The sequence below is a fragment of the Simiduia sp. 21SJ11W-1 genome, from assembly GCF_024138675.1.
Taxonomy (GTDB): domain Bacteria; phylum Pseudomonadota; class Gammaproteobacteria; order Pseudomonadales; family Cellvibrionaceae; genus Simiduia.
On the sequence record NZ_CP090959.1, the window covers coordinates 1,045,323 to 1,066,560 of the forward strand.

Sequence of the window (21,238 nt, forward strand, 5' to 3'; positions counted from 1 at the left end):
GCTATATAACATGAAGACTTACAGTGCTAAACCCGAAACAGTCCAGCGTGACTGGTTCATTGTCGATGCTGATGGCAAGACTCTCGGCCGTATGGCTACAGAGATCGCTAGTCGTCTGCGTGGCAAGCACAAGCCTGAGTACACTCCGCATGTGGACACTGGCGACTACATCGTTGTAGTCAACGCAGAGAAAGTGCGTGTTACTGGAAACAAAGAGACGGACAAGCTGTATCACCGTCACACCGAGTTTCCTGGTGGCTTGAAGACCATGAGCTTTGAAAAGCTGCGTGATCATGCCCCCGAGCGCATTATCCAGAGTGCTGTTAAGGGCATGCTGCCCAAAGGCCCTCTCGGACGCGCCATGTTCCGCAAGCTGAAAGTGTACGCTGGTAGTGCTCACCCGCACACTGCACAGCAACCTAAAGAACTGAATATCTAAGGAAGCTGAAAATGGCAGATACTCAATACTACGGTACGGGTCGCCGCAAGACCTCAACTGCGCGTGTATTTATCAAGCCGGGCAGTGGCAACATCACTATCAACGAGCGTTCCTTAGAGGCCTATTTCGGCCGCGAAGTTGCCCGTATGATCGTTCGTCAGCCATTGGAGCTGACTGACAACGTTGAGAAGTTCGACGTTACCGTTACCGTGAAAGGTGGCGGCAGCTTCGGTCAGGCCGGTGCTATTCGCCACGGTTTGACGCGCGCGCTGATGGCGTACGACGAAGCCTTGCGTCCTTCATTGCGTGAAGCGGGTTATGTAACTCGTGACTCTCGTGAAGTTGAGCGTAAGAAAGTGGGCTTGCGTAAAGCACGTAAGAAACCACAGTTCTCCAAGCGTTAATTCGCAACCTGCCTTGCAGGTGGACTCAAAAAGGCGTGCCCGTGGGTGCGCCTTTTTTGTTTCCAACCTACCCATTTGCCCCGAAACACGGCACGATCCGTGGTTATCCTTGTCAGTTGTGGTCATTTTCTTTAAGATTGTGCGACTTTTTGGGGTGCATAAATTAAGCTTTTTCTTTTTTTATTTCAGTCATTTACTGGCTCTTGTAGCTGTGATGGGAGAGAAACGTCATGAGCAATGACGGTGTAAACGAGGGGCGTCGTCGTTTTTTGACTGCAGCCACCTCCGTTGTTGGCGCTGTGGGCGCCGTAGGTGTAGCGGTACCTTTTGTTGGTTCCTGGAACCCAAGTGCCAAGGCGAAAGCCGCAGGCGCGCCGGTGCGAGCGAATGTATCCAAGCTCGAACCCGGTCAGATGATCGTTGTTGAGTGGCGCGGTAAGCCGGTTTACATCGTCCGTCGGACCAAAGAAACCCTCGATACACTGACGGGTATGGCCGATAAGCTCCGCGATCCGGAGTCTGTTGAGCAGCAGCAACCCGCCTATGCGCAAAATGAATTCCGTTCAATCAAGCCTGAGTACCTGGTGTTGATGGGCCTGTGTACCCACTTGGGGTGTGCGCCTATGTATCGCCCGGATGTGGGCGCTGCCGACCTTGGTGGTGATGAATGGCTCGGCGGTTTCTTCTGCCCATGTCACGGTTCCAAGTTCGACTTGGCTGGCCGCGTATTTAAAGGCGTACCTGCGCCGGTCAACCTCGAAGTTCCCCCCTACACCTTTGAAACCGACTCAGTGGTACTGGTCGGCGTAGATCAGGAGGCTTAAAACAATGAAAAATTGGCTCACAGGTCTCTGGGGTTGGGTAGACGAGCGCTTGCCGGTGCAGCGCGCTTGGGATACCCACATGGCGAAGTACTATGCGCCCAAGAACTTCAACTTCTGGTATTTCTTTGGCGTGCTGTCAATTCTGGTGTTGGTTAACCAGCTGTTAACCGGTATCTGGCTTACAATGAGCTACACGCCCACTGCCGAAGGTGCTTTCGCGTCTGTTGAATACATCATGCGCGATGTGGATTTCGGCTGGATCATCCGCTACATGCACTCCACCGGCGCCTCGGCGTTCTTCCTTGTGGTTTACCTGCACATGTTCCGCGGCCTGATGTACGGTTCGTACAAGGCGCCCCGTGAACTGGTGTGGATTTTCGGTATGACCATCTACGTCGCCCTCATGGCTGAGGCCTTTATGGGTTATGTATTGCCTTGGGGCCAGATGTCTTACTGGGGTGCGCAGGTGATCGTATCGCTGTTTGGTGCAATTCCTGTGGTGGGCGACGACCTGGTGCAGTGGATTCGCGGCGACTACCTGATCTCCGGCATTACCCTGAACCGCTTCTTTGCGCTGCACGTGGTGGCACTGCCCATCGTGTTGCTGGCGTTGGTTGTACTGCACATTCTCGCGTTGCACGAAGTGGGTTCAAACAACCCCGATGGCGTCGAGATTAAAAAGAATAAAGATGAAAACGGTATTCCCCTAGACGGTGTGCCTTTCCATCCTTTCTACACAGTGCACGACCTGGTAGGTGTAACGGTATTCCTGTTTGCGTTCTGTTTCGTGATCTTCTTCATGCCAGAAATGGGCGGCTTCTTCTTGGAGTACGCAAACTTTGAAGAGGCCAACAACCTCAAAACGCCACCGCACATTGCACCTGTATGGTACTTCACGCCTTTCTACGCCATTTTGCGTGCGGTAACTATCGACATAGGCCCGCTGAGCTCCAAGTTCCTTGGCCTGGTGGCCATGGGCGGCGCCATTGCCATCCTGTTTGTGCTGCCTTGGCTGGATAAGAGCCCAGTGAAATCCATGCGCTACAAAGGCTTCATGCCACGTGTATCGCTGATGATTTTTGCGGCCATGTTCGTGGTGTTGGGCTACCTGGGTGTTAAGTCACCTACCGATGGCCGCACCCTGTTGGCGCAGTTGGCAACGGTGTACTACTTTGCCTACTTCATCCAAATGCCCATGTTCACCAATCCGCTTAAGCCCTCTGGCACAGTGCTGAACTGGCTGATCGCCGCAGTGCTGGGCGGCATGATGATCTACATGTCCATTGCCTGGGCCGCCAAGGTGCCTGTGCTTATTGTTCTGTTTGGTATTGCGCTCGGTGCCTTCGTATTGTTGTCACCCTGGTTGACCGGCAAAGATAAAGTACTGCCAGAGCCTACCCGTACACAGGCCAAAGGCTTGAGTGCAGGCCTTGTGTGGGGCGGTTTCTTCCTGTTCCTGGCGCTGACCATTGTGCCAATCAAGGCGGTGGGTGCTGAAGGGCAGTACGCCTGTGGCAGCATCCAGTGCGATGTAATGGAGCCGGATTTGGAGAACAAGGAATCGCTTCAGCGCGGTGCCCAGTTGTTCACCAACTACTGCATGGGTTGCCACGCGGCCAGCTTCTCACGCTTTGAGCGCGTAGCTGATGACTTGGGCATTCCCCATGAAGTGATGATGGATAACCTGGTGTTTGGTGATCGTCGCATTGGCGAACTGATGACCATCTCCATGGATGCCGATAAGTCCAAGGCCTGGTTTGGTGCAACACCGCCAGACCTGACCCTGGTTGCGCGCGCGCGCAACCCCGAGTGGTTGTACACCTACCTGCGCAACTTCTACAAAGATGACACGCGCCCAACCGGTGTCAACAACCGGGTGTTCGACAAGGTGGCCATGCCGCACGCGATGATTGAATTGCAAGGTTTGCCTGAGTGCGCGCCCGGCCCGCATTTTGTGGATGGTCGCCCGGTGCGCGATCCGGTTACAGGGAGTGTTATTGCAGATGACCCTTGTGGCAGCCTGAAAGTGGGCGAGCACAAAGGCACCATGAGTGCAGAAGAGTTTGATCAGGCGATTTATGATCTGGTGAACTTTCTGGAATATATCGCCGAACCTTACGCGCTTGATCGCGAGCGCATTGGCATTTACGTATTGCTATTTTTGCTAGTGCTGTTTGTGTTTGTCTACTTGCTCAATCGCGAGTACTGGAAAGATATTCATTAATCGCATGCACTGCCGGGGCGGCCTGTGGGAACACAGTGCCGCCCTTGTTTATTACTGATTTGATAGAACTGAGGTGAATCCAATGGGTGCAGTCGCGAAGCGATCATCTATGACCTATTTTTCGGACGCGAGTGACCATTACAGCCACCGCGTGCGCATTGTATTGGCAGAAAAAGGTGTAACAGTAGAGGTTGAAGATGTCGACCCAGAGGCCAAGCCTGCAGAGTTGGCGGATTTAAACCCCTACAACTCGCTGCCCACCTTGGTTGATCGTGACCTTGCCTTGTATGAAACCAAGGTCATGATGGAGTACCTGGATGAGCGCTTCCCGCACCCGCCGTTGTTGCCGGTGTACCCGGTGGCGCGCGCCCAGAGCCGTTTGTGGATGTACCGCATTGAGCGCGACTGGTGCCCATTGATTGACGTAATTCTGGAAAACAGCAGCAAAGATGCGGTTGCTAAAGCGCGCAAAGAGTTGCGTGAAAGTTTTACCGCCATTGCCCCGATTTTCTCCGAAATGCCATTTTTCATGAGCGAAGAATTCACTTTGGTAGATTGCTGCCTCGCGCCTATTTTCTGGCGCCTGGATGCGCTGGAAATCAACATCCCGCAAACCAAGGCTACCAAACCGCTGTTTGACTACATGGATCGTTTGTTTGCCCGCGAGTCGTTCCGTGAAAGTCTCACTGAGCTTGAAAAAGACATGCGCTCTGGCAAGAAGAAGTAAGCATTAATTAAGGGGGCAGGGCCCCCTTTTTCAACGGCAGGGCACAGTCTGCCGGAAGACGAAATACCAGGAGTTACCCCAGCATGGCAATGACGTCCAGTCGGCCCTACATGATTCGCGCACTCTACGATTGGATTGTGGATAACAACTGCACACCCTATATTCTTGTGGATGCCCAAAGCAACGGGGTGGAGGTACCTCAGCAGCACGTAAATAAAGACGGCCAGATTGTGCTGAATATTTCCCCGAACGCGGTGATGGGGTTGAGCCTTGATAATCAGTCCATCAGTTTTAACGCACGCTTTGGTGGTATTCCAACAGACATTTATGTTCCCAGCCGGGCAGTGCTTGGCATCTATGCGCGCGAAAATGGCCAGGGTATGGTGTTTGAACCGGAGCTTGAGCCCGAGCCCACGCCGCCGGGCCCACCAGGCAAGCCCCGCCCGGATGCCCCACCGGCCAAGCCGGATGCCAGCGGCCGACCCAGTTTGCGCGTGGTAAAATAAGCCTGCCATTGGCAGATATCGGGGGCTTCGGCCCCCGTTTTAGTTTGCAAGCCTGGGCGGGCTTTGCCGCAGGCACATTGCTTAACAAGAGAGTTTCCCATGAAAGGTTTAGGCCAGTTTCATACATTGCCCGTTGCCAGGCTCACGGATTTTGGTGCGTTTTTATCGTTGCCTGAGGGTGGCGATATTCTATTGCCCAAGCGCTTTGTGGCAGATGATCTGGCAGTTGGGGATTTTATACGGGTATTTGTATACCTGGATTCGGAAGATCGCCCGGTGGCCACCACCGAGACGCCCAAGGCCCAGGTTGGCAAGTTCGCGTTGCTTGAGGCTACTGCCATTACCCGTGTGGGCGCCTTTCTGGACTGGGGTTTGGGCAAAGAGCTGCTGGTGCCCTTTGCCGAGCAGCAGCGCCCCATGGAAGAGGGTAAGCGCTATTTGGTTTACGTGTTTGTGAATGATCAAGATGGCCGCATAGTGGCCAGCTCAAAGCTCGATAAATTTCTGGATAAATACCGCCCTCGCTACGAGCCAGGCCAGCCCGTAGACTTGATTATTGGCAGCTCCACAGATCTTGGCTTTAAGGCCATAGTTAATCACTCACATTGGGGTGTGTTGTTTGAGTCTGAGGTGTTTCAGCGTGTGAGTTTTGGCCAGCAGCTCAAAGGGTTTATCAAGCGGGTGAGGCCCGATGGCAAGATCGACCTGACCTTGCAGCATAAAAGTGCCCAGCGCGATCAGCTTGCCAATAAGGTTATGGCCTATGTGGCAAAGCAGGGCGGTTTCGCGCGCCTGCATGACAAATCTACACCTGAGGAAATCAGCCGCGCACTGGGCATGAGCAAGGCTGCATTCAAGCGCACTATTGGCAGCTTGTATAAAGCCGGTGAGCTGGCCTTGGAATCCGACGGCATTAGGGCGACAGGCAAGCAAGCGTGATGTGTATCGCGCTTGCTTGGCCGGGTTTATTGCCGGGTTTCTTTATCGGTAAATTGCCCGGCAAACAGCGCGCTTGAAAGGTAGCGTTCGCCTGAATCGGGCAAAATCACTACCGTGGTTTTACCTTTGTTTTCCGGCCGGGCCGCTACCTTCAGCGCCGCAGCCACCGCGGCGCCGCAGGAGATGCCGGCCAAAATGCCCTCTTCTTTCATGAGGCGCTGGGCCATGTCGATGGCTTCATCGTTGGTCACCTGAACCGCTTCATCTACCACTTCCAAATCCAGATTGTCTGGAATGAAACCTGCGCCTATGCCTTGAATTTTATGGGGCGCCGGTGCCGGTGTTTCACCGGCCAGCGTTTGACTGATCACCGGCGAGTGTGTGGGCTCAACGGCCACTGAGTGGATGGCCTTGCCGCGGGTGCGCTTGAAGTAGCGCGACACGCCGCTGATGGTGCCGCCTGTGCCAACGCCTGCCACCAGAATATCCACGTCGCCATCGGTGTCGTTCCAGATTTCAGGGCCGGTGGTGGCCTCGTGTACCGCGGGGTTTGCGGGGTTGGCAAATTGTTGGGGCATAAAGTGCGCCTTGGGATCTTGGGCGGCGATTTCCTGTGCTTTTTCAATGGCACCTTTCATGCCTTTCTCGGGCGCAGTGAGCACCAGCTCCGCGCCCAGGGCTTTGATCAGCTGGCGACGTTCGAGGCTCATGGAGCTTGGCATGGTAAGCACTAGGCGGTAGCCGCGAGCGGCACAAACGTACGCAAGCGCAATGCCGGTGTTGCCGCTGGTGGGTTCTACCACGGTCATGCCGGCCTTGAGTTGCCCTTGTTTTTCGGCCTCCCAAATCATGTTTGCGCCAATGCGGCACTTAACGGAGCCCGCGGGGTTGCGAGACTCAAGTTTGGCCAACACCTTGTGGTCTGTGAGCCTGTTGAGCTGCACGAGCGGGGTGTTGCCGATGGTCATGGAGTTGTCGCGATATATATTGCTCATGGGGTTTCCTTCTCCGTGTGACAGGTTTTGTGACTTTGCGATGTACGGCGCAATGGGTGGTTTGAATACCCTTCACCTGCATGTGCGCCTAAATGTGACTATCAGTTCGAATATCACAGTTATTTGCGTATAAAACCGTGAAAAATGCCAAAGTTAGCTAAATTTCTTATATCACGCCTGCATTATAACGACTATTTACATAGCGAATTCTTATTGGTGATGCTCCTTCACCTCCATAATACTGAGGGTGCTTCTGGTAAGTGCCAAAGCGCCTAAGGCGTGGCGGCCAGCTAGAGAAGTAGCCAAAATTATAAAGAAGGAGGCTCTATGGCCATTTTGGAGCATACACTCGGTATTCTGCTGCACCCAGACAGCGAATGGAAAGCCATTCGCAATGAGCGCCACTCGTTTGCGCAAGTATTCTTAAGCCATGTCCCGTTTTTAGCCCTTATTCCACCGGTAGCTGCCTACTTTGGCGTCACCCAGGTGGGCTGGACCGTGGGCGACGGGGAGGTGGTGAAGCTTACCGCCGAGTCTGCCTTGTCGCTCTGCATTATGACCTACTTCGCCCTGATGGCGGGCGTTTATGTGTTGGGCGAATTCATTAACTGGATGGCCAAAACCTACGGCGTTGCCGACTCTGCCGAGCAGCGTCACTATGAGGGCACGGCCCTTGCCGTATACGTTACCACGCCTGTATTTCTGGCGGGCATTGTGGGTGTTTACCCCGAGCTTTGGCTCAATGCCGCCGCCACCATTATTGCCGGATGTTACGCCGTCTACCTGGTGTATGAGGGCATTCCGATTCTCATGAATATCGATAAAGAGCGCGCCTTCATGTACGCCACGTCTGTGGTTACCGTGGGCCTGGTGATGCTCGTGATTGTGCGCGTAGGTACGGTCATTGTGTGGGGTATGGGCGTAGGCCCGGTGTACGTGGATTGACGAATTTCACACCCAAAAAAAACCCCGCAGATGCGGGGTTTTTTTTGGCTTGCAACCAAGGTTTAGTTGTTGCCTTCGGTTTTGTCGATGATCTTGTTGGCTTTGATCCAGGGCATCATCGCGCGCAGTTTGTGGCCCACTTGCTCGATGCCGTGCTCGCCAGCAATGCGGCGCTTGGCCTTCATTACCGGGTAGCCCGCCTGGCACTCCAGAATGAAGTCGCGTACGAAGCGGCCTTCCTGGATGTCGGTCAGAACGCGCTTCATTTCCGCTTTGGTTTCGGCGGTAATGATGCGTGGGCCGGTGGCGTAGTCGCCATACTCGGCGGTGTTGGAGATGGAGTAACGCATGTCGGCAATGCCGCCTTGGTACATCAAATCTACAATCAGCTTCAGTTCGTGCAAGCACTCGAAGTAGGCCATCTCAGGCGCGTAGCCTGCTTCTACCAAGGTTTCAAAACCAGCTTCAACCAGGGCGCTCGCACCGCCACACAGAACGGCCTGCTCGCCGAACAGGTCGGTTTCGGTTTCTTCGCGGAAGTTGGTTTCAATAATGCCAGAGCGGCCGCCGCCGTTGGCAGATGCGTAAGACAGTGCCAGATCTTTGGCTTTACCGGTGGCATCCTGGTAGATGGCAATCAGGGTGGGTACGCCGCCGCCTTCCAGGTAGGTAGAGCGCACTGTGTGGCCCGGGCCTTTAGGGGCAACCATGATCACGTCTACATCCGCCGGTGGTTGAATCAGCTGGAAGTGGATATTCAGGCCATGGGCGAAGGCCAGAGCAGAGCCTGATTTCAGGTTCGGGCCAATTTCGGCTGCGTAAATTGATGCCTGGTGCTCATCGGGGCACAGGATCATGGTGACGTCGGCATCTTTCACTGCATCGGCAATTTCAGCCACTTTCAGGCCGGCTTTTTCGGCTTTGGCCCAGCTGGATGAGCCTTTGCGCAGTGCCACCACGACGTTGGCTACACCGGAGTCTTTCAGGTTTTGCGCGTGGGCGTGACCTTGTGAGCCGTAACCCACGATCGCAACGTTCTTTCCTTTGATGATGGAAAGGTCGCAGTCTTTGTCGTAGTAAACTTGCATGGCTAAATCCTATTGTTGGTGGTGCGTTGTTAATTGGTTAAATGTTGTTACTGGTTTGGGTGGAGCCTTTAAAGGCTCAGCACCTTCTCGCCGCGCGCAATACCCGAGACGCCGGTGCGTACAACTTCAAGTACCGCGCTTTCTCCCACAGACTGCACAAAGGCGTCCAGCTTGTCGGAGGTGCCGGCCACTTGCACGATGTACACGCTGGGCGTGACATCCACAATCTGGCCGCGGAAAATATCAACACAGCGTTTGATTTCTTCACGCTGATTGCCAATGGCTTTCACTTTAATGAGCATCAGTTCGCGCTCGATGTGTGCGCCTTCGGTTAAATCAACAAGCTTGACCACATCAATCAACTTGTTGAGGTGCTTGGTGATTTGTTCAATCTTGTGATCGTCGCCAATGGTGGTGAGCGTCAGGCGCGAAAGCGTGGCGTCTTCGGTGGGTGCGACCGTCAGGCTCTCGATGTTGTAGCCGCGCTGCGAGAACAGGCCCACTACGCGCGACAGGGCGCCGGGGGCGTTTTCCATTAACACTGAAATAATGCGTCTCATTATGTGCGCTCCGTCTTGCTTAACCACATGTCGCGCATGGTGCCTGGCGCAATTTGCATGGGGTAAACGTGCTCGGCGGGGTCCACTTGGATATCCATGAATACCAGGCGATCCTTCATGGCGAAACACTCTTCCATTTTGGCTTGTAAGTCTTCTTTGCGATCAACGCGAATGCCTACGTGGCCATAGGCCTCGGCAAGCTTGATGAAATCGGGCAGTGAATCTTCATACAGCGATTCCGAATAGCGGCCACTGTATTGCATGTCTTGCCACTGCTTCACCATGCCCAGCGCCTGGTTGTTCAGGCAGATGATTTTCACGGGCAGGTGATACTGGGTGCAAGCAGATAACTCCTGGATGCACATTTGGATAGAGCCTTCGCCGGTAACGCAGGCAACGGTGGCATCGCGGTGCGCCATTTGAACGCCCATGGCCGATGGCAAGCCAAAGCCCATGGTGCCCAGGCCGCCGGAGTTAATCCAGCGGCGCGGCTTATCAAAACCGTAGTACTGGGCGGCAAACATCTGGTGCTGGCCCACATCCGAGGTGATGTAGGCGTCGCCGCCGGTGGCCTTGTGCAGCGCCTTGATCACATCCTGCGGCATGATGCGTTCGCCATCGGTGGCGTAGCGCGGCTTGGTGTAAATACCGTGGCGTGCACGCCAGTCTTCAATTTGTTGCCACCAGTCGCCCAGCATCTTGGTGTCTGGGCGCTCTTTAATTTCACCCAGCAATGCCAGCATTTCCTTCATGACGCTGGCAACTGAACCCACGATGGGGATGTCTGCCGACACGGTTTTTGAAATAGACGCAGGGTCGATATCAATGTGAATGATTTTCGCCTGCGGGCAAAATTTATTGGGCGTGTTGGTAACCCGATCATCAAAGCGCGCACCCACGGCCAAAATGACATCGGCGTGGTGCATGGCAGTGTTGGCTTCAAAGGTGCCGTGCATGCCCAGCATGCCAAGCCACTGGCGGTCCGAAGCGGGGTAGCCGCCCAGGCCCATCAGGGTGTTGGTAACGGGGAAATTCAGCTCACGTGCAAACCGGGTAACCAGCTCGGAGGCGTTGCCCTGAACCACACCGCCGCCTGCGTAAATCACCGGGCGACGCGCACTCATCAGCAATTGCACGGCCTTGCGAATCTGCCCGCTGTGGCCCTTTTCAATGGGCGTGTAAGAGCGCAGCTTGATTTTCTTGGGGTAGCTGTATTCGTATTTGTCGTGCGGATTAGTCACATCTTTTGGCAAATCGACCACTACCGGGCCTGGGCGGCCGGTGGCTGCAATGTAATAGGCCTTTTTTATAGTGGCTGGAATATCGGCCGGATCTTTTACCAGAAAGCTGTGCTTAACAATCGGGCGCGATACACCCACCATGTCGGTTTCCTGAAAGGCGTCTTCGCCAATTTTATCAGACGGTACCTGGCCTGAAATTACCACCATGGGAATGGAGTCCATGTAGGCGGTAGCAATGCCGGTAATGGCGTTGGTGGCACCGGGGCCTGAGGTCACAAGCACTGTGCCCACTTTACCCGTGGAGCGCGCGTAGCCGTCGGCCGCATGGGTGGCCGCTTGCTCATGCCTTACCAGAATATGTTTGACTTTTTGCTGGCGGAAAATCGCATCGTAAATGTGCAGGGCTGATCCACCTGGATAGCCGAATATGTACTCAACGCCTTCATCTTGAAGAGCGCGAATGAGCATGTCGCCGCCGGAAAGCAGTTCCACTTCAATCCCCTTAATAGAATTTGCATTAATCTACGCTAAATGCGCCACTGGGCACCCAACCACACAGGTATGCCCTAACTCAATGCTGAATTAGCTTTTGATTAACCGGCACTGCGCGCTTTTAACGCTGCAAGGTCGGAACAAGATGGCGTCGGTGGACGCATCTTCGCAACTCTGGATGGTGAGGTAGGTGGTTGACCTACCGGGGTAGAAAAGAACCGGGTTTACCAGTATGTCTATAGCCATCTAGCGAACCAGCAATTCTGGCAATTTAGCAAATAAAGTCAAGTGCTTAGCCGAAAAAGTGGCAAACGTATCGTTTGGTGTGCTATTTGTGAGGCGCTTGGTAGGTTTTGTTGCTTACAGGTAGTATAGTCCTATACTGTTCTTGCAAATTTGGAGTATGGACCTCGTCATGCGTATTTTTGTTCTGGCCGGCGCGCTGATGCTTGGCATCGTAACCACTCAAGCTGTTACGGCAAAGGAATTTTATAAATGGGTTGATGATGACGGCGTAACGCACTACACCGTTACCGCACCGAAAGATCGTCCGTCTACGCGCGTGCATACTCGCATTGGTGGCTCGGGTGATAAGAGCAAAACCGGTGCAATTCCCGCCAGCCGGGCCATGCCCGGAGATGAAACAGGCTCTGCGCCCAAAGCGCGTGCCAGCCAGTCGGCCGCCCAAGGTCAGCCCGTGGATCCCCAGCGGTGCGAAATTGCCAAATCAAATATTTCCACGCTTCAAAACAACGCGCGCATCAGGGTGACGGAGTCTGATGGCAGCATTCGCTATTTATCAGAAGCTGAGCGCAATGAAAAAATGGCAGAGGCCGAAGCTGCCATTCGCGAAAGCTGCGGTTAACCGGCTGTTCGTCACTGTAATCTTGCCGTGAATCTGTTGAACGGCCGTTCAGTGGCAAAATGCTGGCCATTCACTGCGTGACGGCTGTGCAGGCATTGTCGCCAGCAGCTTTTGGCAAGGTGCCAGCAACAATCAGTTCACGTTAAAAAGGCGCCAATGGCGCCTTTTTTTTGTGGGTGTTATCCTTTGGATCAGCCTGCTTTGGAGAAGACGACCCGGTCGTTATCCAGCGCCGCTGCTATGGTGTCGCCAGGGCCAAATTCGCCAGCGAGTATCGCCTGGGCTAAAGGATTTTCAATAATTTGCTGCACGGCCCGCTTGAGTGGGCGCGCGCCGTATACCGGGTCGTAACCGGCGGCCAATATTTTCTCCATCACGGCATCGGCAAGGGTGAGGGCCAGCTCGCGCTCCTTCAGGCGTTTTGCCAAATGCGCCAACTGCAATTGGGCAATGCCGCGAATTTGCTCGCGCCCGAGCGGGTGGAATACCACCGCCTCGTCGATTCGGTTAATGAACTCCGGCCGGAAATGCTGGCCCACCACATCCATAACGGCAGCCTTCATGGCCTCATACTGCGCCTCGCCGCCCTCGCTCATAGACTGAATACGATCCGAGCCCAGGTTTGATGTCATCACCACCACTGTGTTGCGAAAATCCACCGTGCGCCCCTGGCCGTCGGTGAGGCGGCCGTCATCAAGTACCTGCAGCAGGATGTTAAAGACATCCGGGTGGGCTTTTTCCACTTCATCGAGCAGCAGTACCGAGTAAGGTTTGCGCCTGACGGCTTCGGTCAAGTAGCCGCCTTCTTCATAGCCCACGTAGCCCGGCGGCGCCCCAATCAGGCGTGCAACCGAGTGCTTCTCCATGAATTCACTCATGTCGATGCGCACCATGGCCTCTGGGGTGTCGAATAAAAATTCTGCCAGCGCTTTGCACAGCTCGGTTTTGCCCACTCCCGTTGGCCCCAAAAACAGGAAGGAGCCGTTCGGGCGATTAGGGTCTGACAGGCCTGCACGGGAGCGGCGCACAGCGTTTGCCACCGCGTGTACAGCCTCGCCTTGGCCAATTACTTTTTTGTGTAGCGCGTCTTCCATTTGCAGCAGTTTTTCGCGCTCGCCTTCTAGCATTTTGCTTACGGGAATGCCCGTCCACTTGGAGACAACTTCGGCAATTTCTTCTTCTGTTACTTTGTTGCGTAACAGTTTCATTTCCATCATTTCTGCCTGGCTTGCCATATCCAGCTGCTTTTCAAGCTCGGGAATAATGCCGTACTGAAGCTCAGACATGCGCGCCAGGTCGCCGGCACGGCGTGCCGATTCCATGTCCATGCGGGCTTGTTCCAAGCTGCTTTTAATATCCTGCGAGCCGCTGAGTGCGGCCTTTTCGGTGCGCCAGATTTCTTCGAGGTCGGCAAACTCTCGCTCGACCTTTTCTATTTCGCCATCGAGCATTGAAAGCTGCTTTTTGGCGCCCTCGGTTTCATCTTTTTTGACCGCTTCGCGTTCAATTTTCAATTGGATTAACCGCCGCTCCAGGCGATCCATCTCTTCGGGTTTGGAGTCGATCTCCATGCGAATGCGGCTGGCGGCTTCGTCTACCAGGTCGATGGCCTTATCGGGCAGCTGGCGATCGCTGATATAGCGCTGCGATAATTTGGCCGCGGCTATAATGGCGGAATCGGTAATGTCTACACCGTGGTGCACCTCGTAGCGCTCTTTAAGCCCGCGCAAAATGGCGATGGTGTCTTCTTCGCTGGGTTCATCCACCAGCACCTTCTGGAAGCGGCGCTCAAGGGCTGCGTCTTTTTCAATAAACTGGCGATATTCATCGAGTGTGGTGGCGCCTACGCAGTGCAACTCACCGCGTGCGAGCGCGGGCTTGAGCATGTTGCCAGCATCCATTGCGCCTTCCGCTTTGCCTGCGCCCACCATGGTGTGCAATTCATCAATGAATAAAATAATGCGGCCTTCTTGCTTGGCAAGTTCGTTCAATACGCTTTTAAGGCGCTCTTCAAATTCGCCACGAAATTTTGCGCCGGCCAGCAGTGAGCCCAAATCCAGTGATAACAGCCGTTTGTTTTTTAGCCCTTCCGGTACTTCGCCGTTGATGATGCGTTGGGCCAGACCTTCCACAATGGCAGTTTTGCCCACGCCGGGTTCGCCAATTAATACGGGGTTATTTTTAGTGCGCCTTTGTAGCACTTGAATGGTGCGCCGAATTTCATCGTCGCGGCCGATCACCGGGTCGAGCTTGCCGGATTCCGCGCGGGCGGTGAGGTCTATGGTGAATTTTTCCAGCGCTTGGCGATTGCCTTCGGCGTCTGGGCTTTCAACGGTTTCACCGCCACGCACTTTTTCAACCGCCTCGCGCAGGCGCTTCACATCGCCAAACTGCTTTAACATCTTGGCCAGTTCGCTGCTGCCTTCTTCCATGGCGGCCAGTAGCAGGGTTTCGCTGGAAATAAATTTGTCGCCGGCTTTTTGGGCGTGTTTGTCTGCCAGGTTCAAGAGCCTGCCAAGCTCGGGCGACATGTGTACATCGCCCGTGGGGTTTTGTATGCGCGCCAGATGATCCAGGCGCTTGGCCAGTTCGTTGCGAAGGCCGGTGACATCAAAGCCCGCTTGCGCGAGCAGCGGGCGCACCATGCCGCCTTGTTGGTCTAGCAGTGCCAGCAACAGGTGGGCAGGTTCCAGCTGTGCGTGGTCGCGCCCCACGGCCAGAGATTGGGCGTCTGAGAGCGCAATTTGCAGTTGGTTTGTGAGTCGGTCAATTCGCATGCCACACCTCGAAAGTGATCAGGTTTACTCTTTAAGTATGGGTAGGCAAGGGCGAATTCAAGCGTGACATGCAGCCTTTACAAGAAGTGCCAGAGCATTATTTTTTGCGCCAAATCAGCGAGGCCATGCGCCCGGTGACGGCCGCGCGCCGGTAGGAGTAAAAGCGCTCAGGGTCTGACGCGGTGCAATAGTTGCCGCCATATACCGCGTGCACGCCCGCCTGCTTCAGGGCCAGGGTTGCCAGCTGGTAGAGATCGGCATGAAATTTCAGCGGCTTTTGGGCGGGGGTAAAGGCGGCGGCTACGGCGTCGGCTGAGGCTTGGGTGTTGGCCAGCTCGAAAAATGCCTCCAGTACCTCAACGCCCACTTCAAACTGGCTCGGGCCAATGGCCGGGCCCAAATAGGCCATGAGTTGGCGCGCGGGTGCATCAAAGCGCGTTACCGCACGGGCCACAATGCCTTTGGCCAGGCCGCGCCAGCCTGCGTGGAGTGCGCCCACTTGCGCGCCGTTGCGCTCGCACAAAAGGATGGGCAGGCAGTCGGCGGTTAGCACCGCACAGGCGAGCCCAGGACGATCTGTGAGGCAGCCATCGGCCGTGCGGGTCAGGCCGTCTACTTCGGCGTCAATCACATCGGTGCCGTGAATTTGTTCCAGCCACTGAATGTGCTCAAGCCCCAGCTGTTGCATTAGCTGGGCCCGGTTGGCGGCCACGTTTGCTGGTTCATCATCAACGTGCAGGGCCATGTTGGCGCCGGCATAGGGGCCGCTGCTCACGCCGCCGGCCCGGGTGGTGATGGCCGCACCCACGTTTTCGGGCAGGGGCCAGTCGGGCGTGACCAAGGTGATAGGGGGCACATTATTGGCCAAGGCTGTCTTCCTCTTTCAGGCGCGCCAGCAGGGCATCGAAGTCGGCCGGGCGTGGTGCGTGCCACTGCATGGGCTCGCCGATGGCCGGGTGAATCAGGCCCAGCTGTGCTGCATGCAGGGCCTGACGCGGGAACGCCAACAGCGTTTCACGCAGCTCTTTGCTTAAGCCTGCAGCCAATTGACGGCCGCCGGCATAGGTTTGATCACCCACCAATGGGTGTTTAAGCCAGGCCATGTGCACGCGTATCTGATGGGTGCGGCCGGTGGCCAGCTGGCAGCGCACCAAGGTGTAGTGCAAAAACCGCTTTTGAATACTGTAGTGGGTAATGGCTTCTTTGCCGTTATCAACCACCGCCATTTTGGTGCGCTGGGTGGGGTGGCGGCCTATGGGTTGCTCTACACGCCCGCCGGCAATCATGCGGCCGAGCGCCAGGGCGTCGTATTCACGCTTGACGGTTCGCGCCTGCAGCTGTGCTACCAGGTCGGTTTGGGCCTGCAGGGTTTTGGCCACCACCATCAGGCCTGTGGTGTCTTTATCCAGCCTGTGTACGATGCCTGCGCGGGGGATATTCTGCAGGCCCGGGCAATGGTGTAGCAGGGCGTTTAACAGGGTGCCGTCGGCATTGCCGGCGCCCGGGTGCACTACCAGGTTGGCGGGCTTGTTCAATACCAATAGGTGCTCGTCTTCGTAGACGATGTCCAGATCCATGGCCTGTGGCGCCCAAACGCCTGCGGCTTCCAGGGTGGCGTTGAGGGTGAGGGTTTCGCCGCCGAAGCATTTGTCTTTAGGCTTGCAGCTGTTGCCGTCCAGGCGCAGTGCCCCCGATTTGATCCAGCCCTGCAGGCGCGATCGTGAAAAGTCGGGGAAAAGCTCACTGGCGAGCGCGTCTACCCGTGAACCGCCCGCAGTTAGGGGTACGCGAGCTTCAAGTTGGATTTGGTGGCTATCCGTTGACATGGGGGTTTGGTATCTTGTGCGGCTGTGTTTAAATGGCTGCCTAGTTTACGCGCTGTGGCCCAATAACCCTAGCATCACAGGAATCTGAGGCACAGATTGGCCCAAGGCGCAGACGCCCGATCCTGCGCTTTGTATTGAATAAGATTAAAGACGCTTCCAAGAGTAGTAACATGACCTTCCGTCTCATCTCTGTTTTGGCGCTATTGTCAGCGCTGCTGGTGACTGGTTGTTCCAGTACCGATGATCAACCCAAGCACACCACAGAAAAAGAGTTCTATGATGCCGCCCAGCGGATGCTCAACAGCAGCCAGTGGGATACCGCCATTCGCAACTTGCAGCTGCTGGAAGAGAACTTCCCTTTCGGTGCCTACGCAGAGCAGGCCCAGCTTGAGCTGATTTACGCCTACTACAAAAGTAGCCAGCCTGAGGCGGCCATTGCAGCGGCCGATCGCTTTATTCGCCTGCACCCGCAGCATCGCAATGTAGATTACGCCTATTACATGAAGGGCCTGACCTCCTACACGCAAAACCAGGGCTTGTTCGAGCGCTTTCTGCCCTCAGACCTGACCGATCGCGACCCGGGTGCGGCGCGCGATTCCTTCGCCCATTTCGCCCAGTTGCTGGCCCGTTACCCCGATAGCCAGTACGCCCCCGATGCCCGCAAGCGCATGATCCACCTGCGCAATATTCTGGCGCGCTACGAAATTCATGTGGCCAACTATTACTTCAAGCGCGGCGCCTACTTGGCCGCTGCCAGCCGTGGCCGCTATGTGGTGGAGAACTTTCAGCAAACACCGGCGGTACCTGATGCGCTGGCAGTTATGGCCCAAGGCTATCACCTGCTGGGCATGGAAGAGCTGGCCGAAGGTGCAGTGAAAGTGTTGCGCGCCAACTTCCCTGATTACCCCAACCTGAGCGACGATGGCAGCTTTAACTACCAGTACAGCGTAGATGTGAACGATCGTAGCTGGGTGAACATCCTGAGTTTCGGCATGTTCGATAAGCAAGAGCTGCGTGGCTTTGATACCCGCAAGCAATACAACCCGGTGGTAGCAAAGTTTGAAGCGCCGGAAGATTTGGCCCCATAAGCACTCCGTAAAAAAGCCCGCGTAAGAGCACCTCTGTCCCAGAGTTGGAATTTCCATAGAAGACAGGCGTTGAAACTACCTGTATTGCGGAGTCTCTAAGCGATGTCTGGATATGAAATCTGGGGCGCAGTTTGTGACACGACGTAAATACCCTTCGGGGCCGGCCTGCGAGCAAAGCTCTTGGCGTATGACGGCACGCAAAGCTGCGCTTTGCAAACGTTTGTCATACCCATGTAGTCTCGACACCCGCGTCCCTGCGGGTGACGGTCACAAACTCCACCCCAAATTCCATGCCTATAGATTTGTGGGACAACGTGCGCGTAAGCGGGCTTTTTTTTGCCTGTGGATTCAGTGCAAAATTGGCATGGGGCAATCGAGTGAATCTGCGATGACTCGTAGCAGTTCATACTCTGCAACTTGTATTTGCCCGTCTGCTTGCAGGGTTGCCATCAAGGCTTTAAGTAGCTTTGGCTTTTGCAGCGGTTTTAACCGGCGCAAGGTGGCCAGGTGTTTATCGAGGGTGGGGTAGTTGTCGGGCTCGGGGTGCAGTGGGCGTGTGGGCAAATTGAGCAGCGCCAGGCCTTGTTCGTAAGCTGCCTGCTGCAGGCTTTGCTCGCCTTGGCGTGCCATCAGGCACAGCAGGCTGCGGCAGGCATCACTTGCCTGTGATAAATCTACCAATGAAGTTTTCGTGCCGCTTGCGGGAAATAAATTGTGTTGCAGCAACCGGTAAACGCACCATTCTTTCAGGCTTAAATGGTTGTCTGCTTTAATCAGTGCAACCAGGTTGCGTTGAAATTGCTTAAGTTGCGGGCCAGAGAGCGACTTAAGCGCCGGCAGGCATAGCTCGATCACCGGCATGTGTTGATCTGCAGGCAGCTTTTGTAGGGCAGGTAGCAGTTGTTGGCAAAGTTTGGCAACCGATGCCGGTGCGTTGCTGTTGATGAGCGCCTGTTGGGCGTCTGCGACTTTGTCGGTAAACAGTAATCCGTAAATCAGCGCCATGGCGCTGGCGGTATTGTGGGTGGCCTCGTGGATTTGTGCGGGCAGTTGTCCTAACAGCGCTTCTGCTTTTGCCAGTGCCGCCGGTGCCGGGTTGCCCACTTGCTCAATTATGGCATCGGCGTTTAATGGTGCACCAGCGCTAAAGCCCATGGCCATGTCGCTCGCCCCTTGCAGGCTTTGTTGGCCGCCTGTGGCGGCTCTGGGGCTTGCTTCACTTTCATCTAGGGTTTGCATTTTCGGGGTTGGGAACTTGCCATCCCAGCGCGGCTCTATGCGTTTTATTCGGTCAGCCAGGGGCGGGTGGGTGGCCATCATGCCGCCCAACCAACTAGTGATACCGCTGGCAAAATAAAAGTGGCTGAATTCAGCCGCGTTACTGGCAGCCAGTTGTGAGCCAGCGCTGGCACTGCCAATGCGCTTCAAGGCGCCGCTAATGCCTGTGGGGTTGCGGGTAAACTGCACAGCCGAGGCATCGGCCAGGTATTCACGCTGGCGGCTGACGGCCGATTTAATGAGCCCACCAAAAAACGTGCCCGCATAACCAATGGCCATAAGCCCAAGGCCAAACAGGGCAATGCCCCCACCATTTTTGCGGGAGTGGCGGCCTGAGCGGGCCAGCATTTCACCTGCCAGGCCAATCAGTAAAATGCCGTGTAATACGCCCACCAAGCGCAAGTTCAGGCGCATGTCGCCGTGCAAAATATGGCTGTATTCGTGGGCAATCACGCCTTGCAGTTCATCGCGGGTAAGGTGATCAATGCAGCCCTGGGTAACACCAATCACGGCATCTTTCGGCTGGTAGCCCGCGGCAAAGGCGTTGATGCCAGGCTCATCCAGCAGGTACACCGGGGGTACGGGTACGCCGGCGGCAATGGCCATTTCTTCTACCACATTAAGCAGGCGTTTTTCACGCACGTCACATTGCGCCACATTCAAAAGCCGCCCATTGAGCGATTCGGCAACCACGGTGCCGCCCTTTGAAAGCTGCGCCAGGCGGTAGAGGCTGCCAAGGCCAACAAGCACCAATACAGCGGCGGCGACCGATGCCAAAAGTGCCCAGTCCAGCTGATTAAAAAAATTGTGCCAAAAGTGCGCCTGTTCAGTGCTGGGGGTTGCCGCTCCTTGGCTGTAATGCAGTAACAGCGCAGTAAATAATGTTGTGATGGCAATCAGTGCAGCCACCGCCAAGGCAAACAAAAAAACCAGCCGCTTGGTGTGTGCCCGCGCCTGGTCCTGGTGTTCAAAGAAGTTCATAGTCGCCATCCATGTGTGATAGGCCGGGCTGTGTGCAAAGGGCCGCGTGGGCCCCGGTGGCCCGGGCAGCGCGCATGCGCGCCGCTTTAGCGTGGGCGTGGTTAGAAGGCCACTTTCGGAGCGGCTTGGATTTCGGCGCTGTCTGCAAATTCCAGCAGGCTTGCATCTTTGCCGTGGCCAAACATGCCGGCCAACACCACCGGTGGGAAGCTTTGTTTGTAACTGTTGTATTCGGTTACGGCATCGTTAAATGCCTGGCGGGCGAAGGCCACTTTATTTTCAGTGGAGGTGAGCTCTTCGGAAAGCTGCATCATATTCTGGTTGGCCTTCAAATCTGGGTAGGCCTCAACCACCACGTTCAACTTGCCCAACGCCTGCGACAGCATGCCTTCGGCCTGATTGAGCATGGCGGCACTGCCGGCATCGCCCACCTGATTTGACATCGCCTGCAGCCCGGCAACTGCCTGGTTGCGCGCGGCGATGACAGCCTCAAGGGTTTCACGCTCGTGCTTTATGTAGCCCTTGGCGGTTTCTACCAGGTTGGGAATGAGGTCGTAGCGCCTTTTCAGCTGCACTTCAATTTGCGCGAAGCTGTTTTCAAAACGGTTTTTTAGCGCCACCAGTTTGTTGTAAACACCAACAACGTAAAACACCACAAGCGCAAGAATAACGAGTGTAACAATGGCTGATGTGCCCATAGATCGTCCTCCATGAATGAGCCGCAATATTAGCACGGGTGCCTGTGTGTGGCATCTGGGTACAGCTACCCGGATGCAGCCGCTTATGCACGGTTTTGTCGCTAAATGGGGGCGCTAGGGGAACCGTGCTGGCATTTTTTCTCGCAACTCATGTGGTTTGGGCCTATATCTTGCTGTTCAAAGGTGGGCTGCTTTCCTGCAGCGGAGGTGTGGGGGCCGTCTGGTATAATTGCTTTCTTGAAAATCACTGTTTGGCGACACATCAGGTTGCAGTGGCCGTACCTGGCACCGCTTCCTAGATAACGGGTGCAAACGTGGCTGGTTTTTCCGTAGCCATTCAT

At 55.4% G+C, this 21,238-nt stretch carries 19 protein-coding genes; 10 read left to right on the forward strand and 9 right to left on the reverse strand.

All coding sequences use genetic code 11. The annotated features are described in order from the left end of the window. Nucleotides 1-10 precede the first annotated feature (10 nt). The 7 genes from rplM to L1F30_RS04655 all read left to right on the forward strand — a co-directional run bounded on the left by rplM (nucleotide 11) and on the right by L1F30_RS04655 (nucleotide 6,063). Entirely contained in the window at nucleotides 11-439 is a 429-nt protein-coding gene (gene rplM, locus L1F30_RS04625) for a 50S ribosomal protein L13 (RefSeq protein ID WP_183910629.1), read from the forward strand. Nucleotides 440-450: 11 nt separating this feature from the next. After that, nucleotides 451-843, forward strand: coding sequence for a 30S ribosomal protein S9 (gene rpsI, locus L1F30_RS04630; RefSeq protein WP_183910628.1), 393 nt, complete (start codon nucleotides 451-453; stop codon nucleotides 841-843). 230 nt (nucleotides 844-1,073) lie between these two features. Further along, nucleotides 1,074-1,667 (forward strand): ubiquinol-cytochrome c reductase iron-sulfur subunit, encoded by a 594-nt coding sequence (gene petA, locus L1F30_RS04635; protein ID WP_253360002.1) that lies wholly within the window; start codon nucleotides 1,074-1,076, stop codon nucleotides 1,665-1,667. 4 nt (nucleotides 1,668-1,671) lie between these two features. After that, nucleotides 1,672-3,891 (forward strand): ubiquinol-cytochrome c reductase, encoded by a 2,220-nt coding sequence (locus tag L1F30_RS04640; RefSeq protein ID WP_253360004.1) that lies wholly within the window; start codon nucleotides 1,672-1,674, stop codon nucleotides 3,889-3,891. Between the two features lie 82 nt (nucleotides 3,892-3,973). Further along, nucleotides 3,974-4,618 carry a glutathione S-transferase N-terminal domain-containing protein gene (locus L1F30_RS04645; RefSeq protein ID WP_253360006.1) on the forward strand — a complete coding sequence of 215 codons (645 nt, stop codon included), beginning with the start codon at nucleotides 3,974-3,976 and terminating at the stop codon, nucleotides 4,616-4,618. An 83-nt stretch (nucleotides 4,619-4,701) separates the two neighbouring features. Then, nucleotides 4,702-5,124 (forward strand): ClpXP protease specificity-enhancing factor, encoded by a 423-nt coding sequence (locus tag L1F30_RS04650; protein ID WP_253360007.1) that lies wholly within the window; start codon nucleotides 4,702-4,704, stop codon nucleotides 5,122-5,124. Between the two features lie 99 nt (nucleotides 5,125-5,223). Beyond that, the gene (locus L1F30_RS04655; protein ID WP_253360015.1) at nucleotides 5,224-6,063 is read left to right on the forward strand and encodes a S1 RNA-binding domain-containing protein; all 840 of its coding nucleotides are present in this window, start codon (nucleotides 5,224-5,226) and stop codon (nucleotides 6,061-6,063) included. Nucleotides 6,064-6,089: 26 nt separating this feature from the next. Here L1F30_RS04655 and cysK read toward each other — a convergent pair whose 3' ends face one another. Further along, the gene (gene cysK, locus L1F30_RS04660; RefSeq protein WP_253360017.1) at nucleotides 6,090-7,058 is read right to left on the reverse strand and encodes a cysteine synthase A; all 969 of its coding nucleotides are present in this window, start codon (nucleotides 7,056-7,058) and stop codon (nucleotides 6,090-6,092) included. Nucleotides 7,059-7,385: 327 nt separating this feature from the next. Between cysK and L1F30_RS04665 the strand changes: the two genes are divergently transcribed. Further along, entirely contained in the window at nucleotides 7,386-8,003 is a 618-nt protein-coding gene (locus L1F30_RS04665; protein ID WP_253360019.1) for a Yip1 family protein, read from the forward strand. Nucleotides 8,004-8,065: 62 nt separating this feature from the next. Here the strand turns inward: L1F30_RS04665 and ilvC are convergent, their stop codons facing one another. The 3 genes from ilvC to L1F30_RS04680 all read right to left on the reverse strand — a co-directional run bounded on the left by ilvC (nucleotide 8,066) and on the right by L1F30_RS04680 (nucleotide 11,384). Continuing rightward, nucleotides 8,066-9,091, reverse strand: coding sequence for a ketol-acid reductoisomerase (gene ilvC / locus L1F30_RS04670; RefSeq protein WP_253360021.1), 1,026 nt, complete (start codon nucleotides 9,089-9,091; stop codon nucleotides 8,066-8,068). 68 nt (nucleotides 9,092-9,159) lie between these two features. Next, nucleotides 9,160-9,651 (reverse strand): acetolactate synthase small subunit, encoded by a 492-nt coding sequence (gene ilvN / locus L1F30_RS04675; protein ID WP_253360030.1) that lies wholly within the window; start codon nucleotides 9,649-9,651, stop codon nucleotides 9,160-9,162. After that, entirely contained in the window at nucleotides 9,651-11,384 is a 1,734-nt protein-coding gene (locus L1F30_RS04680) for an acetolactate synthase 3 large subunit (RefSeq protein ID WP_253360032.1), read from the reverse strand. The genes ilvN and L1F30_RS04680 overlap by 1 nt, the downstream gene beginning before the upstream one ends. A gap of 415 nt (nucleotides 11,385-11,799) precedes the next feature. Between L1F30_RS04680 and L1F30_RS04685 the strand changes: the two genes are divergently transcribed. Beyond that, complete coding sequence (locus L1F30_RS04685; protein ID WP_253360034.1) at nucleotides 11,800-12,249, forward strand: DUF4124 domain-containing protein; 450 nt, start codon at nucleotides 11,800-11,802, stop codon at nucleotides 12,247-12,249. A 191-nt stretch (nucleotides 12,250-12,440) separates the two neighbouring features. Here L1F30_RS04685 and clpB read toward each other — a convergent pair whose 3' ends face one another. The 3 genes from clpB to rluD all read right to left on the reverse strand — a co-directional run bounded on the left by clpB (nucleotide 12,441) and on the right by rluD (nucleotide 16,852). Further along, a complete protein-coding gene (gene clpB / locus L1F30_RS04690; protein WP_253360035.1) occupies nucleotides 12,441-15,026 on the reverse strand; it encodes an ATP-dependent chaperone ClpB in 2,586 nt (861 codons plus the stop codon). 97 nt (nucleotides 15,027-15,123) lie between these two features. Further along, complete coding sequence (gene pgeF, locus L1F30_RS04695; RefSeq protein WP_253360036.1) at nucleotides 15,124-15,894, reverse strand: peptidoglycan editing factor PgeF; 771 nt, start codon at nucleotides 15,892-15,894, stop codon at nucleotides 15,124-15,126. Further along, nucleotides 15,884-16,852: a 23S rRNA pseudouridine(1911/1915/1917) synthase RluD gene (rluD, locus tag L1F30_RS04700; protein ID WP_253360038.1), complete on the reverse strand. Its 969-nt coding sequence runs from the start codon at nucleotides 16,850-16,852 to the stop codon at nucleotides 15,884-15,886. Before rluD ends, pgeF begins: the two co-directional genes overlap by 11 nt. Nucleotides 16,853-17,022: 170 nt before the next feature. Here rluD and L1F30_RS04705 point away from each other — a divergent pair, with 170 nt between their 5' ends. Then, the gene (locus tag L1F30_RS04705; RefSeq protein ID WP_253360040.1) at nucleotides 17,023-17,940 is read left to right on the forward strand and encodes an outer membrane protein assembly factor BamD; all 918 of its coding nucleotides are present in this window, start codon (nucleotides 17,023-17,025) and stop codon (nucleotides 17,938-17,940) included. A gap of 348 nt (nucleotides 17,941-18,288) precedes the next feature. On the opposite strand, the gene L1F30_RS04710 is transcribed toward L1F30_RS04705, so the two are convergent. Then, nucleotides 18,289-20,199 carry a M48 family metalloprotease gene (locus tag L1F30_RS04710; protein WP_253360042.1) on the reverse strand — a complete coding sequence of 637 codons (1,911 nt, stop codon included), beginning with the start codon at nucleotides 20,197-20,199 and terminating at the stop codon, nucleotides 18,289-18,291. Between the two features lie 101 nt (nucleotides 20,200-20,300). Continuing rightward, the gene (locus L1F30_RS04715) at nucleotides 20,301-20,897 is read right to left on the reverse strand and encodes a LemA family protein (RefSeq protein ID WP_253360044.1); all 597 of its coding nucleotides are present in this window, start codon (nucleotides 20,895-20,897) and stop codon (nucleotides 20,301-20,303) included. Between the last annotated feature and the right edge of the window lie 341 nt (nucleotides 20,898-21,238).